Genomic DNA, 14,757 nt, shown 5'->3' with positions numbered 1-14,757 from the left:
GACCTAGCCTCGCGAGGCGAGTCGCACCGGCGTGGCGAGCCATTGCGCCATGCGGTCGCCGGCCTCGCGCCGGACGAAACAGTCGCCGCCCTGCGCACGGTAGCGGCGGCACATCCGGTCGGCGTCCTCGCGGGTGAAGCCGCCCACCGACAGGCGGTAGAGCGATCCCTGCCGCGCGGCGATCGGCGTGCCGGTCGGCTGATGGCCGGAGAGCGAGGCGAAGCGCCGCGTCGCGCGGTCCCAGCCCGATTTGGCGATGGCGACATTGCTGAACGCGCCAAGCTGCACATACCAGTCGCCGCCGCCCGCGGCAGGCTTGTGGACGAACGGGATGGCCGCAGGCACATCCTGCACCACGCGGCTGCCGCCGACGCGCGCGCCGCCTTGCGCCAGGGCAAGCTTGGCAGGCGCCGCATCGGCCCGGATCAGCATGGTCGGCAGCGGCTGCACGACCGGATTGCGCGGGCCGAACACCACCTTGGCGAATTGCTGCGTCGCGGCCGGAGAGGGCGCGGCGACGGAAGCTTCAGCGCTCGCTGCCGCAGCGACCGGAGCGGGAACGGGAGCGTCAGTCATTGCAGCCGTCTCGATCGGCGTATCGGCGACCGGCGTCACCTGCACCGGCGCGGTCAGCGCCAGCGCGACCGGGCGGCCAGCATCGACGACCGGCGTCACGCCGAGCAGCGAGGCGACCTGGTCCGACGCGCCCTTGGGCTGCGCGAAGGCCGCCCATTGCGCGATACGCGCATCGACATCGGCCGGCGACATGTCCGCCGCCGCGACGACGCGCGCCATGCCCCATTGGCCGGCGAGCGCATAGCTCAGCGCCAGGTTCTGCCGCACCTTCGGCCCGGCACCGGGCGTGCGGGCCGCATCGGTGAGCATCGCCACGGCGCCTGCCGGATTGCCCGCGAGTGCCGTGGCGAGGCCGAGATCGCCGATCGGGATGATCGCCGCATTGCGTTCCAGCGTCGCGCGCGCGCTCGCCCAGTCCCCCGTCGCGATCTGCGCCAGCGCGAGGTTGAGCGCCGCCTTGCCGTTCGCGCCGTTCAGCTGGAGCACGTCGGCAAAGGTGTCGCGCGCCGAGGCGAACCGCCCCGCCTGCAGATACGCCTGCCCCAGCACCATGCGATAGCCGGCGTCCTGCGGCGCCAGCGCCACGGCGCTTTCCGCATAAGGCACAGCGGCGGTGCCATCGCGGTGGTTCAGTGCCTTCATCGCCTTCGCAGCATCGCGCGAGGCGGATTTCGTCGCGCGCGCCGTGCTGCGATCGCTGGCCTTGGCCAGCGGATCGGACGTGGCGGTGCAGCCGACCATCGTGCCGCCGAACACCAGCGCGGACAGGCCGAAGGTCAGGATCAAACGAGGCGTCATCGCATATTCCCCAAAAGGCTCAGCGGGCGGTCTTCGCCGGCGGCAGCTGCGCCACCAGCGCCTCCACCTCGGGCACGGCGCCGAGCAGCGCATCGAGCGCCTCGGTCACCAGATCCTGCGCGGACCGGTTCGTGATCGCGGACGCAAGGCGCAGCCGCAGGTGCCGGTCTGCGTCGACCCGCAGCGTGAATGCCGCCTTGCCGCCATGCTGCGTCTCGCGCCGGATGCGCGTCGCGGTGGCGACCGAGACGGATTTCACCGCCGCGGGCGATTCGATCTGCGCGGCGAGCAATTCGCGCTGCACCAGCACCGTCGGCACCGGCTCGGCGGCGGCGGGCGCCGCAGGTGCCGGAACCGGCGCAGGCGCTTCGGCCGCGGCGACCGGCACCGGCGCAGCGACGGACGAAGGCTCCGTCCCCATGTCGTTCCAGCCGAGATCGTCGGGCCCCTGGTTGTGGCTGCCGAAGCCGCCGAATCCCTGGCTGCGCATCGCCGGGCGGGCCTGCCCCTTGCGGGCGAGCAGGCCGGACGACAGCGACGCCATCGGCTTGGACGATCCGAACATCGCGCTCAGCCCCCCACCACGCGGCGGCCGAAGCCGCTCGCCGCGGTCCGCTGGCCGAAGCCGGGACCGCCCGACAGCGTCGGGACGCTGAACACGGTGCGGCGGAAATTCTTTTCCAGGCGATCGGCGATATAGGTCCAGAGCTGGGCCACTTCGCCCGCCGACTTGCCGTTGGGATCGACCTCCATCACCGTGCGCCCGTCGATCATCGACGCGGCGAAATCGGTGCGCTGGTGGATGGTGATCGGCGCGACGGTGCCGTGCTGCGACAGCGCGACGGCGGCGTCGGAGGTGATCCGCGCCTTGGGCGTCGCGGCGTTGACGACGAAGATCAGCGGCTTGCCCGCCCGGTCGCACAGGTCGACGGTGGCGCCGACCGCACGCAGATCGTGCGGGGACGGCCGCGTCGGCACGACGACCAGTTCGGCGACGTTGATGACGCTCTGGATCGCCATGGTGATGGCGGGCGGCGTGTCGATCATGGCGAGCTTGAAGCCCTGCTGGCGCAAGACCTCCAGATCGGCCTGCAACCGCGCGACGGTGGTCTGGGCGAAGGCCGGATATTCGGCGGACCGTTCGTTCCACCAGTCGGCCAGGCTGCCCTGCGGATCGATGTCGATCAGCACGACGGGCCCATGCCCCGCCAGCTGCGCCTGCACGGCGAGGTGGCCTGACAAGGTCGTCTTGCCCGAACCGCCCTTTTGCGATGCCATCGCGAGAACGCGCATAGGCCCCCTTTGAGAAAATTAGCGTTATTCCACCGACAGACCTGCCAGAACCGGCCTAAAAAGCCGTTAATGGTTGCAGGTGCGCGATCGCGCTTTGCTCGGGCGCCGCGCCGGGGCATGAAGGCGGCGGCAAGGGTTAAAGGGGTGACAAGCATGCGTACGATCCTGTGGGTCGCTGCCGGACTGACGATCGCGGGCGCGCCGGCGGCCGCGCAGACCGTCAAGGCCGGCGTCGATGCGTGGAGCCGCGGCGACTTTCCGGCGGCCGTCGCGCAATGGCGCGGCCTGGCGGTGGCCGGCGATGCCGACGCGCAATTCAACCTCGGCCAGGCCTACAAGCTCGGCCGCGGCGTGCCGCTCGACCCGGTGCTCGCCGAAAGCTGGTTCCGCAAGGCGGCATTGCAGGGCCATCCGCAAGCGGAGGACAATTACGGCCTCGCCCTGTTCCAGGCGGGCCGCAAGTCGGAGGCCGCACCCTGGCTGGAAAAGGCGGTGCGCCGCGGCGAGCCGCGCGGGCAGCTGGTGCTCGGCACCATGTTGTTCAACGGCGACGGCGTGCCGCGCGATTACCCCCGCGCCTATGCGCTGATGACGCTCGCCTCGCAGGCGGGGTTGAAGGCGGCGTCCGAGACGCTGGCGCAGATGGACCAGTACGTCACCCCCGTCGATCGCGAGCGCGGGCTCGGGTTGGCACAGAGCTATGCGGCGGCGGCACCCGGCGCATCCACCTCACGCGGCCGTGCCACCCTGGCGAGCGTACCGGCCAACGATGCCCCGCCGCCGCGCGTCGTGCTGGCGCAACAGCGCCCGGCCGCGGGACCGCTGGCGCGGGGCGGCCCCGCCATGGTGCCTTCACCCGACCGGCCCGCTCCTGCCCCCGCCCGCCCGGCGCCGGAGCGGGCGGAACACCGCCCGGCACCTTCCCGCCCGCAGCCCGAGCGTGCCGAACGGAGCGGCGGCAGCTGGCGGATCCAGCTTGGCGCCTTCAGCACCCAGGCGAACGCCAGCACGCAATGGGCGCGCGTCCGCGGCAAGATCGGCGGCGCCGAGCCCGCCTATGTGAAGGCCGGCTCGGTCATCCGTCTGCAGGCCGGCGGCTTCGCTTCCAAGGCGGCGGCGCAAAAGGCGTGCGCGGCGTCCGGCGTGCCGTGCGTGGTGGTGGCGCCGTAAGCCGGCGGCTCAGGCCACCCAGTCGGCGCGCCGATAGCCTTGTGCATAGAGCAGCGCGCTGAGATCACCTCGATCGATCCGCGCGGCCGCCGCGGCGGCGACGATCGGCTTGGCGTGATAGGCGACGCCCAGGCCGGCGCGCCGGATCATCGCGAGATCGTTCGCGCCGTCGCCGACCGCCAGGCTGAGCGCCGGATCGATCCCGCCCGCCGCGATGGCGGCGAGCAGCGTCTCCTCCTTGGTCGCCGACCCGACGATCGGCTTGGCGACGGTGCCGGTCAGCTTCCCGTCCTCGATCAGCAGCACGTTGGCGATGGCGCGTGAAAAGCCGATCGCCGCCGCCACCGGCTCGGCGAAGCGGGTGAACCCGCCCGAAACCAGCACCGCCTCCGCGCCGTTCGCACGCATCGTGCCGACCAGCGCCCGGGCGCCCGGCATGATGTGGACGCGCTCAGCGAGGCATTGCGCGATGACCCGCTCATCGAGCCCGGCGAGCAGCGCGACACGGGCGTCCAGCGCCCCTTCGAAATCGAGTTCGCCACGCATCGCCGCCTCGGTCACCGCCGCGACCTCTGCCTTGATGCCGGCATAGTCGGCGAGTTCGTCGATGCATTCGACGGTAATCATGGTCGAATCCATGTCGGCGACGATCAGCCTCTTGCGGCGGGTCGCGGTCGGCTGGACGACGATGTCGGTGCCGGCGAAGGCGTCCTCCAGCGCCTGGCGTGCGGCCGTCGGATCGGCGGCGAAGCCGATGTCGGCCGCCGCGCCCTCGTCGAGCCACGCCGCGGCGCCCGGCGCGCAGCCCGCCGCCGCCAGCCGATCGGCCGCCGCCGACAGGTCGCCTCCGGTCAGCGCATCGCCTATGAGCGTCGCCGTGAACATCGCTGCCTCCCACCCGAAACCTAGGGTCGCGCTCATCGCAGGGCCGACCGCCAGCGGCAAGTCCGCCGCGGCGATCCGCCTCGCCGAGCGGTACGACGGCGTCGTCATCAACGCCGACGCCAGCCAGGTCTATGCCGACCTCCGCATCCTCACCGCCCGCCCGAGCGCGGACGAGGAGGCGCGCGTGCCGCACCGCCTGTTCGGCCATGTCGATGCCGCGGATGCCGGCTATTCCGCCGCGCGCTGGGCGACCGAGGCGCGCGACGCCATCGCCGCCGCCCATGCCTCCGGCCGGCTGCCGATCCTGGTCGGCGGCACCGGCCTTTACCTGCGCACGCTGATCGACGGCATCGCCCCCGTGCCCGCCATCGATCCCGCGATCCGCGCGGAGGTGCGCGCGCTGCCGGTCGCCGAGGCGCACCGCCTGCTCGCCCGCGCCGATCCTGCCGCCGCCACCCGGCTCGCCCCCGCCGACACCACGCGCGTCGCCCGCGCGCTGGAGGTCGTGCGCTCGACCGGCCGGCCGCTCGCGCATTGGCAGGCCGCAACGACGGGCGGCATCGGCGACACGATCGCCCTCGCCGCCGCCATCCTGCTGCCGGATCGCGACACGCTGCTCGAACGGATCGACGCGCGCTGCGTCGCCATGCTGGCGGATGGTGCGATCGACGAGGTCGCTGCGCTGCTCGCCCGGCGCGACGTGGCGGCCGATGCGCCGATCCGGCGCGCCATCGGTGTCCCGCCGATCGCCGATTATCTCGCAGGCGCAGCATCTTACGACCGGATGCTGGGCAGCATCCAGCTCGACACGCGGCGCTACGCCAAGCGCCAATATACCTGGTTCCGAAATCAACCGCCCCCAGCCTGGATGCGCGCGACAGATTCGAATGATTTAATAGCGATCATAGCAAGTTTATTATAGAACGGGGTTGACCCCCCGTCCCTGCCCCGCTACCCGCCGCCGCACCAACCTTCAGGCGGAGACGAACCGTGGGCGAACAAAGCGGAGCAGACATCCTGGTCGAGGCGCTGTGCGATCTCGGCGTGGAGGTCGTGTTCGGCTATCCGGGCGGTGCCGTCCTGCCGATCTACGACGCGATGTTCCGGTCGGGCCGCATCAAGCACATCCTCGTTCGCCACGAACAAGCGGCGACGCATGCAGCGGAAGGCTATGCGCGCTCGACGGGCAAGCCCGGCGTCGTGCTCGTCACCTCCGGCCCCGGCGCGACCAATGCGATCACCGGCATCACCGATGCGCTGCTCGATTCGATCCCCATGGTCGTCATCACCGGCCAGGTCCCGACCGGCCTGATCGGCACCGATGCCTTTCAGGAGGCGGATACCGTCGGCATCACCCGCCATTGTTCCAAGCACAATTACCTGGTGAAGGACCCGGCGAAGCTCGGCCCGACGATCCACGAGGCGTTCCATATCGCGACCAGCGGCCGCCCCGGCCCGGTGGTGATCGACATCCCCAAGGACGTGCAGGTCGCGACCGCGCGCTACACCAAGCCCGGTCCGATCCAGCACAAGACCTACCGGCCGCAGGTGAAGGCGCCGCAGCGTGATATCGAGCAGGTCGTCGACATGCTCGCCGCCGCCGAACGCCCGATCCTCTATACCGGCGGCGGCGTCATCAACGCCGGACCCGCGGCATCGCAGCTGTTGCGCGAACTCGCCCGCATCACCGGCGCGCCGGTCACCTCGACGCTGATGGGGCTGGGCGCGTTCCCGGCATCGTCGGATCAGTTCCTCGGCATGCTCGGCATGCACGGGACCTATGAGGCGAACATGGCGATGAACCAGGCCGACCTGATCGTCGCGATCGGCAGCCGCTTCGACGACCGCGTCACCGGCCGGCTCGACGCGTTCAGCCCGAACAGCCGCAAGGTTCATATCGATATCGACCGGTCGAGCGTGAACAAGAACGTCCGCGTCGACCTCGCCATCATCGCCGATGCCGGCCACGCGATGGAGGACATGGTCCGCATCTGGAAGGCGCGCCAGCATCCCAAGCCGGATACCGCCGATTGGTGGCATCGCATCGCCGGTTGGCGCGCGGTAAAGAGCCTCGACTTTCCGGAAGCCGCCGGCGACGCGATCATGCCGCAACGCGCGATACGCGCGCTGTGGGAGGCGACCCACGCCCGCAATCCGATCATCACCACCGAGGTCGGCCAGCACCAGATGTGGGCGGCACAGCATTTCGGCTTCGAAAAGCCCAACACCTGGCTGACCAGCGGCGGGCTCGGCACGATGGGCTATGGCCTGCCCGCCGCGATCGGCGCGCAGCTCGGCAATCCCAACGCGCTGGTCATCGACATCGCCGGCGAGGCGAGCATCCAGATGAACATCCAGGAGCTGGCGACCGCGACGCAATACCGGCTGCCGGTCAAGATCTTCATCCTCAACAACGAATATATGGGGATGGTCCGCCAGTGGCAGGAGCTGACCTATGAGAGCCGCTATGCCGAAAGCTATTCGGATTCGCTGCCCGACTTCGTGATGCTCGGCGAGGCCTATGGCTGGAAGGGCATCCGCATCGACCATCGTGCCGATCTGGAGGATGGCATCCAGGCGATGCTCGACCATGACGGCCCGGTGATCGTCGACTGCCGCGTCGCGAAGCTCGCCAATTGCTTCCCGATGATCCCGTCGGGCGCGGCGCACACCGACATGATCCTGCAGGCCAACGAAGTGTCCGGCACGATGGACGACGAGGCGAAAGCGCTGGTGTGACACCTTAATGCTCCTCCCCGTGCCGGGGAGGAATAGATTTGCACATCAAGACCGAAGCCACCGAACGCCACACGCTGGCGGTCATCGTCGACAACGAACCGGGCATCCTCGCGCGGATCGCCGGCCTGTTCACCGCGCGCGGCTACAATATCGAGAGCCTGACGGTCAGCGAGATCACCGCCGACAAGCAGGTGAGCCGCATCACCATCGTCACCAGCGCGTCGCCGGCGACGATGGAGCAGATCATCGCCCAGCTGGAGCGGCTGGTGCCGGTGCACAAGGTCACCGACCTCACCGCCCAGGGTGCGCACGTCGAGCGCGAGCTGGCGCTGGTGAAGGTCGCGGGCACCGGCGACCATCGCATCGAGGCGCTGCGCCTCGCCGACGTCTATCGTGCCCGCGTCGTCGATGCGACGACGACCAGCTTCGTGTTCGAGGTGACGGGGTCGATCGAGAAGATCGACAAGTTCGTCGAACTGATGGGTGAAGTCGGCCTGATCGAGGTCGCGCGCACCGGCATCGTCGCCATCGCCCGCGGGAAAGAGGCGGCCTGAACGCCTTCAACTCCACGTTACGCAACCATCGTCACCCCGGCGCAGGCTGGGGTCTCCAGGTTAGAGCGCACCGCCCTTGCCGCATGAGATGCCAGCCTGCGCTGGCATGACGGACTTCACGAAAGGGATCATCATGAAAGTCTATTACGATCGCGACGCCGATCTGAACCTCATCACCGACAAGAAGATCGCCATCGTCGGCTATGGCAGCCAGGGCCACGCCCATGCGCAGAACCTGCGCGATTCGGGCGTCAAGGACATCGCGATCGCGCTGCGCGAGGGATCGCCGACGGCGAAGAAGGCGATCGACGCTGGCTTTGCGGTGAAGTCCAACAAGGAAGCGGCCGAGTGGGCCGATATCGTCATGATCCTCGCGCCGGACGAGCATCAGGCGGCGATCTGGGACGCGGACCTCAAGGGCAATATGAAACCCGGCGCGGCGCTCGCCTTCGCACACGGCCTCAACGTGCATTTCGGGCTGATCGAGCCGCCCGCCGATATCGACGTCATCATGATCGCGCCCAAGGGGCCGGGCCATACCGTGCGCAGCGAATATGTCCGCGGCGGCGGCGTCCCCTGCCTCATCGCCATCCATCAGGACGCCAGCGGCAACGCCCATGACGTGGCGCTCGCTTATGCCAGCGGCGTCGGCGGCGGCCGCTCCGGAATCATCGAAACCAACTTCCGCGAGGAGTGCGAAACCGACCTGTTCGGCGAGCAAGCCGTCCTCTGCGGCGGCGTCACCCATCTGATCCAGGCGGGGTTCGAGACGCTGGTCGAGGCAGGCTACGCGCCGGAAATGGCCTATTTCGAATGCCTTCACGAGACGAAGCTGATCGTCGACCTGCTGTATGAAGGCGGCATCGCCAACATGCGCTATTCGATCAGCAACACCGCCGAATACGGCGATATCGTGACCGGTCCGCGGATCATCACGGACGAGACGAAGAAGGAAATGAAGCGCGTGCTCGCCGACATCCAGTCGGGCCGCTTCGTCAAGAACTTCGTCCTCGACAACCGCGCCGGCCAGCCCGAGCTGAAGGCCGCGCGCAAGCAGGCGGCCGCGCATCCGATCGAACAGGTCGGATCGGAACTGCGCGCGATGATGCCCTGGATCGGCGCCAACAAGCTGGTCGACAAGGCGAAGAACTGACACGTCGGGCGCCCACCCTCACCCTTCCGCGGCTCCGCCGCTCCCTCCCTCTCCCATCGGGAGAGGGAGAAGACGCCGCAGGCGGCGAGAGGGTGAGGGTAAGGGCGGGACGGCCAATGGGTCACTCGCAACGCTCCGTTTCGCAACTGGCCCCTTCCCCGCCGGGCGGCGGCATGATTAAACCTCCGCAACGATCCCACGGAGCTTCCATCATGCGTCTCTTTCCCGTCCTGCTTTCGGCCGCCGTCGCGGTTGCCGTTCCCGCCCTGGCGCAGACCGGCCTGCCCGGCACGCCGAACAAGGCCGCGGTCACCGCCGGCACCTATGCGGTCGATCCCGCGCACACGCAGGTCACCTGGACGCTCAACCATATGGGCTTCAGCATGCTGTCGGGCCAGTTCGGCGCACAGGGCGGCACGCTGACCATCGATCCCGCCAAGCCCGCGGCCACCAAGCTCGACGTGACCTTCGCGATCGACCAGCTGTCGGTCACGTCGGAACAGTTCGCCCACCATCTGAAGTCGAAGGACTTCTTCGATGCCGCGACCTATCCGACCGCGCGCTTCGTCTCGACCGGCGTCGTCGCGGCCGGCAACGGCGCCAGGATCACCGGCAATCTGACGATCAAGAACGTCACCAAGCCGGTGACGATCGATGCGACCTTCGTCGGCGCCGGCACCAATCCGATGAGCAAGAAGCTGAACTTCGGCTTCCGCGGCACGACGACGATCAAGCGCAGCGACTTCGGCCTCGGCTATGCGACGCCGGTGGTCGCCGACACGGTGAAGCTCGACATCAACGCCGCCTTCACCGCCCAATAAGGCCGCCGCGCGCGGTTCAGGCCGCGCGCCGCACCTTGGCGAAGCCCTCGAACGTCGCGCGCACCGCCGGGTCGGCGTTCGCGGTCAGCTTCGCGACACGCTCCAGCATATCGGCATCGCCGTCGCCCGGCACGTTGAACGCCATCGCCCATTCGCCGAATTCGCGTGTCTCGACCTCGCGGTTGGACAGCACGACCAGGGCATGGTGTCGATCGTCCTGCTGGATGCGGGCGAAGGTCGCATCGACCTGCGCATCGTCCCCCTCCAGCGCCTGCAGGAAGCGCTTGCCGTCGAAGAACAGCAGGCCCGTCACCCGCGCCCGCGCATTGTTGCGCCGCGACTGGGCGAGGATCGCCGCGGGATCGACCGCAGCCTGGCGCCGCATGCTGCTGATATAGACGAGTTGACGCATCGTAAGTCGTTCCCAACACAGGTTAGAGGCACGCCCCCGCGTCCCTTCTTGCGATACCGCGCGGTGCTTAACGCAAGGTCAACGATGCGCATCTCGCCGATGGCTGGACAAGCCCGTCCGCCTCGGCCATGAACGCGGTCGAGATGGATTGCACGATCACCCTGCTTCGACTTATCCGCCCTTAGGGCGGCGGTTGCTCGTGCACGCTCCCCTAAGGGCCGGATAACGCTTCAGCGCCACTCCGCCGCGCGCGACCCTGATGGTCCCGCGGCGCCGACAGACGGGACCGACACATGCTCCGCGATCCTTCGACCAAGTACCGCCCCTTCTCGACCATCGACATCGCCGACCGCCAATGGCCATCGCGCACGATCACCAAGGCACCGCGCTGGCTTTCCACCGACCTGCGCGACGGCAACCAGGCGCTGATCGACCCGATGGACGCCGAAAAGAAGACGCGGCTGTTCGAGCTGCTCGTCAAGGTGGGGTTGAAGGAGATCGAGGTAGGCTTTCCAAGCGCCGGCGCGACGGAATTCGACTTCATCAGCGGTTTGGTGCGCGACGGGCGCATCCCCGACGACGTGTTCGTGCAGGTGCTGACCCAGTCGCGCCGCGACCTGATCGAGACGACCTTCGCGTCGCTGGATGGCGCACCCCGCGCGATCGTCCACCTCTACAACGCGGTTTCGCCGGCGTGGCGCAAGATCGTCTTCGGCATGAGCCGCGCGGAGGTGAAGCAGATCGCGATCGACGGTGCCAAGGTGCTGCGCGACGAGGCGGCCAGGCGCCCCGGCACCGACTGGCATTTCGAATACAGCCCCGAAACCTTTTCCACCGCCGAACTCGATTTTTCGGTCGAGGTCTGCGCCGCGGTGATGGACGTGCTGCAACCGACGCCGGACAAACCGATCATCTTCAACCTGCCCGCGACGGTCGAATGCGCGACGCCCAACGTCTATGCCGACCAGATCGAATGGTTCGGCCGCAACATCCCCAATCGCGATGCGGTGGTGATCTCGCTCCACACCCATAACGACCGCGGCACCGGCGTCGCCGCGGCGGAGCTGGGGCTGATGGCGGGGGCCGATCGCGTCGAGGGCTGCCTGCTCGGCAACGGCGAGCGCACCGGCAATTGCGACCTCGTGACCGTCGCGCTCAACATGTACACGCAAGGCATCGATCCGCGGCTCGACCTGTCGGATATCGATGCGGTGGTGAACACCGTCACCTATTGCACCAACATCCCGGTCCACCCCCGCACGCCTTACGCGGGCGACCTGGTGTTCACCGCCTTCTCGGGAAGTCACCAGGACGCGATCAAGAAGGGCTTTGCCGCGCAGGACCAGCGCAACGACGAACTGTGGGAGGTCCCCTACCTTCCCATCGATCCCGCCGATCTCGGCCGCAGCTACGAAGCGGTGATCCGCGTCAACTCGCAGTCGGGCAAGGGCGGCGTCGCCTGGGTGATCGAACAGGACAAGGGCCTGAAGCTGCCCAAGCGCCTCCAGGCCGATTTCAGCCGTCACGTGCAGGCGCTCGCCGACGAAACCAGCCGCGAACTCGGCGCCACCGATATCTGGCATCGGTTCGAGGAGACGTACCTGCCGCGCGCCGCCGATCGCTTCGTGTTGCGCGACTATGACGAAAGCGGCCATGCCGGCGACCGCCTGTTCGTCGGCCGCGTCGCCGTCGACGGCGTGGAGCGATCGATCTCCGGGCGGGGCAACGGCCTGATCTCCGGCGTCATCGCCGCGTTGGGCGAAACCGGCCCCGATCTCGACGTGGTGGATTACAGCGAGCATGCGATTGGCCACGGCGCCGATGCGCAGGCCGCCGCCTATGTCGAATGCCGCACGGCGGATGGCCGTACGGTGTTCGGCGTCGGCCTGGACACGGACGTTGCGACCGCCAGCGTGCGCGCGGTGCTGAGCGCCGCCAACCGCGCCTGATCGACGGCCCCGCCCGGGCGCGGGGCCGCCCATCCTGCTGCCGCTCACATGGGCGTGGCCCTATCCCACATCTATAACCTGCATCGATTTCGCCGTGTCTTCTGCTGCGGTATTGTTTGGCGCGGAAGCAGCCCGGGCCTTGCTCCGGACGGGCCGAACGGAAGAGCGCCGCATGCCCGTCTACAAGATCCACCTCCGCCGCCGTTCCAGCATCCAGCCGGACGACCTCGGGATCGAGTTTCCGAATCTGGAGGCGGCATATCTGGACGTATGCAGACTGATTCCGGACACTGCCCGCGACATGCTGATCGATGGCTGCGATCCGATGAGCGCCGGCTACGTCATCTGCGACTCGACAGGCGAACAGTTGCTGGACGTGCCGTTCGAGGAAGTCCTGTCACCGCGCGAATGGCGGCTGCGTCACGGCCAGGCACGCCCCTCGGCAGCCTTTGACCGGCCATAACGTCAACGCGCGAAATCGACCGAAAGGTCGTCAGCGCCTCCGCACGATCTCGCACCCGACACGGGCATCCGGATAGACGTCCGGCTTCGTCGATCGCACCTGCACCTCGCGCACCCTCGGATCGCCGAGGCACAAGGCCGCGACGGCCTCGACCAGCGTCTCCTGCAAGGCGAAGCCGGGCCCTTCGGCCAGTGCGCGGATGCCCGTGCGCACGAAGTCGTAATCGAGCACCTCCTCGATCGCATCGCCGCCGGGCGGGGCGGGATAGGTGACGGTCATGCGCACCGACAGCAGCACGCGTTGCGGCGTCGCCTCATGCGGATGGATGCCGAGGCGCATCATCACCTCCAGCCCGTCGAGGATCGTCGTATAGTCAGCCATCGCGTCCCTCGAACATCACGTCGCCGTCGCGCTGCACGAAGCGCTGGCCGCTGTCGACGTAGAGCGTCTGCCCGGTGACGCTGCGCGCATCGAGTAGATAGGCGACCGCGTCCGCGACATTCTCCGCGCCGACCGGACGGCGCAGCAGGTTGTCGGCGGCGACGCGCGCGAACTCCGCCGCGCTCTGGTCGCCGCTCGGCAGGGTGATGCCGGGTGCGACCGCATTGACCCGCACCCTGGGCGCGAGCGCCTGCGCCAGCATCGTCGTCGCGCCCGCCAAGGCATATTTGCTCAGCGTGTAGCTGAAGAAGTCGGGATTGGGGTTGGCGAGCTTCTGGTCGAGCAGGTTGACCACCGCGCCCTCCCCCACGTCCTCCTGCGCCGCCAACGCTGCGGCGAGCAGCGCCGGCGTGACGGCGTTGATCGCGTGCAGCCGCGCGGCGAGCGCCGGATCGACCGCCTCCGGCCGATCGAATTCGAAGGCCGAGGCACTGTTGACGAGCCCCGCAATCGGGGCGCCGGCCGCGGCGCGCGCGCGCGCGAACAGCGCCGGCGCGCCCGCGCTATCGGCCAGGTCACCCTGCACGCATACCGCGCCGAGTTCCGCCGCCAGCGCCTGTGCCGCCTTCGCGGAGCGGCCGTAGTGGATCACCACCCGCCAGCCCGCCGCCGTCGCCGCACGGGCGATCGCCGCGCCCAGCCGCCTGGCGCCGCCGGTGACCAGCACGTGCCGCGTCATCAGCTCCGCAGGCCCATCAGTGACAGCACCTCCTTGCGGCTGCGCTCGTCCTCGCGGAACACGCCCATCATCCGGCTGGTGACCATGCCGACGCCGGGGGTCCGCACGCCGCGTGCGGTCATGCAGGCATGGCTGGCCTCGATCACCACCGCCACGCCCTGCGGCTTCAGATTGTCCCAGATGCAGTCGGCGACCTCTGCGGTCAGCCGCTCCTGCACCTGCAACCGCCGCGCGAAGCCGTGCAGCACGCGGGCGAGCTTGCTGATGCCGACGACATGGTCGCGCGGCAGATAGGCGATGTGGGCGACGCCGATGATCGGCGCCATGTGATGTTCGCAATGCGACTGGAACGGAATGTCCTTCAGCAGCACGATCTCGTCATAGCCGCCGACCTCCTCGAACACGCGCGACAGATGGTGCGCAGGATCGTCGCCATAGCCGGCGCAATATTCCTTCCACGCCTTGGCAACGCGACGCGGCGTGTCGACCAGTCCTTCGCGCGCGGGATCGTCGCCCGCCCAGCGGATCAGGGTGCGGATCGCCGCCGCGACATCCTCCGGGATCGCCGCCTGCCCCGTTGCCTCGATCAGGTCGCCATCCGCCGGTGACCCGTGTCGATCGCTCATCGTCCTTCGCCTTTCATTCAAGCCCATATGCGGCGCCTGCGCGCCCAACCGTAAGTTCGATTTTGCAACCGGCTCTTTTCAATTCGACGAGCAGAGCACGAACTTTCCTTGCAAAAATCCATTGACCTGGGAAATTCCTGGAGGCTAGCTTCGCCATACCCGAAACAGGAAGTTTCGCCAGCACCGGCAAAAGACCGG

16 protein-coding genes are annotated in these 14,757 nt (G+C 68.6%); 8 read left to right on the top strand and 8 right to left on the bottom strand.

Annotated features, from left to right (window positions below):
* Positions 1-3: 3 nt before the first annotated feature.
* The 3 genes from AC4GY7_RS06855 to AC4GY7_RS06845 are packed head-to-tail and all read right to left on the bottom strand — an operon-like array spanning position 4 to position 2,667.
* Positions 4-1,374, bottom strand: coding sequence for a tetratricopeptide repeat protein (locus AC4GY7_RS06855; protein ID WP_491112694.1), 1,371 nt, complete (start codon positions 1,372-1,374; stop codon positions 4-6).
* Between the two features lie 19 nt (positions 1,375-1,393).
* Positions 1,394-1,939, bottom strand: a complete 546-nt coding sequence (locus tag AC4GY7_RS06850; RefSeq protein WP_491112693.1) for a hypothetical protein — start codon at positions 1,937-1,939, stop codon at positions 1,394-1,396.
* Between the two features lie 5 nt (positions 1,940-1,944).
* On the bottom strand, positions 1,945-2,667 hold the full coding sequence (locus AC4GY7_RS06845; RefSeq protein ID WP_443584804.1) for an AAA family ATPase: 723 nt from the start codon (positions 2,665-2,667) through the stop codon (positions 1,945-1,947).
* A gap of 153 nt (positions 2,668-2,820) precedes the next feature.
* On the opposite strand from AC4GY7_RS06845, the gene AC4GY7_RS06840 reads away from it, so the two are divergent.
* Positions 2,821-3,837, top strand: coding sequence for an SPOR domain-containing protein (locus tag AC4GY7_RS06840; RefSeq protein WP_491112690.1), 1,017 nt, complete (start codon positions 2,821-2,823; stop codon positions 3,835-3,837).
* A gap of 9 nt (positions 3,838-3,846) precedes the next feature.
* Here the strand turns inward: AC4GY7_RS06840 and serB are convergent, their stop codons facing one another.
* Positions 3,847-4,722 carry a phosphoserine phosphatase SerB gene (gene serB / locus AC4GY7_RS06835; RefSeq protein WP_491112688.1) on the bottom strand — a complete coding sequence of 292 codons (876 nt, stop codon included), beginning with the start codon at positions 4,720-4,722 and terminating at the stop codon, positions 3,847-3,849.
* Between serB and miaA the strand changes: the two genes are divergently transcribed.
* The 5 genes from miaA to AC4GY7_RS06810 all read left to right on the top strand — a co-directional run bounded on the left by miaA (position 4,703) and on the right by AC4GY7_RS06810 (position 9,989).
* A complete protein-coding gene (gene miaA, locus AC4GY7_RS06830) occupies positions 4,703-5,644 on the top strand; it encodes a tRNA (adenosine(37)-N6)-dimethylallyltransferase MiaA (RefSeq protein WP_491112686.1) in 942 nt (313 codons plus the stop codon). The two genes, serB and miaA, sit on opposite strands and share 20 nt — an antisense overlap.
* A gap of 68 nt (positions 5,645-5,712) precedes the next feature.
* Positions 5,713-7,461 carry a biosynthetic-type acetolactate synthase large subunit gene (gene ilvB, locus AC4GY7_RS06825; RefSeq protein ID WP_491112684.1) on the top strand — a complete coding sequence of 583 codons (1,749 nt, stop codon included), beginning with the start codon at positions 5,713-5,715 and terminating at the stop codon, positions 7,459-7,461.
* 38 nt (positions 7,462-7,499) lie between these two features.
* On the top strand, positions 7,500-8,015 hold the full coding sequence (gene ilvN / locus AC4GY7_RS06820; protein ID WP_443584800.1) for an acetolactate synthase small subunit: 516 nt from the start codon (positions 7,500-7,502) through the stop codon (positions 8,013-8,015).
* Positions 8,016-8,148: 133 nt separating this feature from the next.
* On the top strand, positions 8,149-9,168 hold the full coding sequence (ilvC, locus tag AC4GY7_RS06815) for a ketol-acid reductoisomerase (protein ID WP_443584925.1): 1,020 nt from the start codon (positions 8,149-8,151) through the stop codon (positions 9,166-9,168).
* Between the two features lie 212 nt (positions 9,169-9,380).
* Positions 9,381-9,989, top strand: coding sequence for a YceI family protein (locus AC4GY7_RS06810; protein WP_491112681.1), 609 nt, complete (start codon positions 9,381-9,383; stop codon positions 9,987-9,989).
* A gap of 16 nt (positions 9,990-10,005) precedes the next feature.
* On the opposite strand, the gene AC4GY7_RS06805 is transcribed toward AC4GY7_RS06810, so the two are convergent.
* Complete coding sequence (locus AC4GY7_RS06805; RefSeq protein WP_491112679.1) at positions 10,006-10,401, bottom strand: BLUF domain-containing protein; 396 nt, start codon at positions 10,399-10,401, stop codon at positions 10,006-10,008.
* Positions 10,402-10,694: 293 nt separating this feature from the next.
* Here AC4GY7_RS06805 and leuA point away from each other — a divergent pair, with 293 nt between their 5' ends.
* Together leuA and AC4GY7_RS06795 are read left to right on the top strand one after the other, a co-directional pair.
* Positions 10,695-12,350 carry a 2-isopropylmalate synthase gene (gene leuA / locus AC4GY7_RS06800; RefSeq protein ID WP_491112677.1) on the top strand — a complete coding sequence of 552 codons (1,656 nt, stop codon included), beginning with the start codon at positions 10,695-10,697 and terminating at the stop codon, positions 12,348-12,350.
* A gap of 172 nt (positions 12,351-12,522) precedes the next feature.
* Positions 12,523-12,813, top strand: a complete 291-nt coding sequence (locus tag AC4GY7_RS06795; RefSeq protein ID WP_491112675.1) for a DUF6894 family protein — start codon at positions 12,523-12,525, stop codon at positions 12,811-12,813.
* Positions 12,814-12,843: 30 nt separating this feature from the next.
* Here the strand turns inward: AC4GY7_RS06795 and AC4GY7_RS06790 are convergent, their stop codons facing one another.
* Genes AC4GY7_RS06790 through folE form a run of 3 tightly spaced genes read right to left on the bottom strand, consistent with a single transcriptional unit; the run spans position 12,844 to position 14,559 of the window.
* A complete protein-coding gene (locus AC4GY7_RS06790) occupies positions 12,844-13,194 on the bottom strand; it encodes a dihydroneopterin aldolase (protein WP_443584795.1) in 351 nt (116 codons plus the stop codon).
* Complete coding sequence (locus tag AC4GY7_RS06785) at positions 13,187-13,933, bottom strand: SDR family oxidoreductase (RefSeq protein WP_491112673.1); 747 nt, start codon at positions 13,931-13,933, stop codon at positions 13,187-13,189. The genes AC4GY7_RS06790 and AC4GY7_RS06785 overlap by 8 nt, the downstream gene beginning before the upstream one ends.
* The gene (gene folE, locus AC4GY7_RS06780) at positions 13,933-14,559 is read right to left on the bottom strand and encodes a GTP cyclohydrolase I FolE (protein WP_443584793.1); all 627 of its coding nucleotides are present in this window, start codon (positions 14,557-14,559) and stop codon (positions 13,933-13,935) included. Before folE ends, AC4GY7_RS06785 begins: the two co-directional genes overlap by 1 nt.
* Positions 14,560-14,757: the final 198 nt, after the last annotated feature.

This window comes from Sphingomonas sp. SP5, from assembly GCF_058313455.1.
The sequence above is the reverse complement of the archived record's forward strand: the minus strand, read 5'-3'. Positions and strand labels throughout refer to the sequence as shown.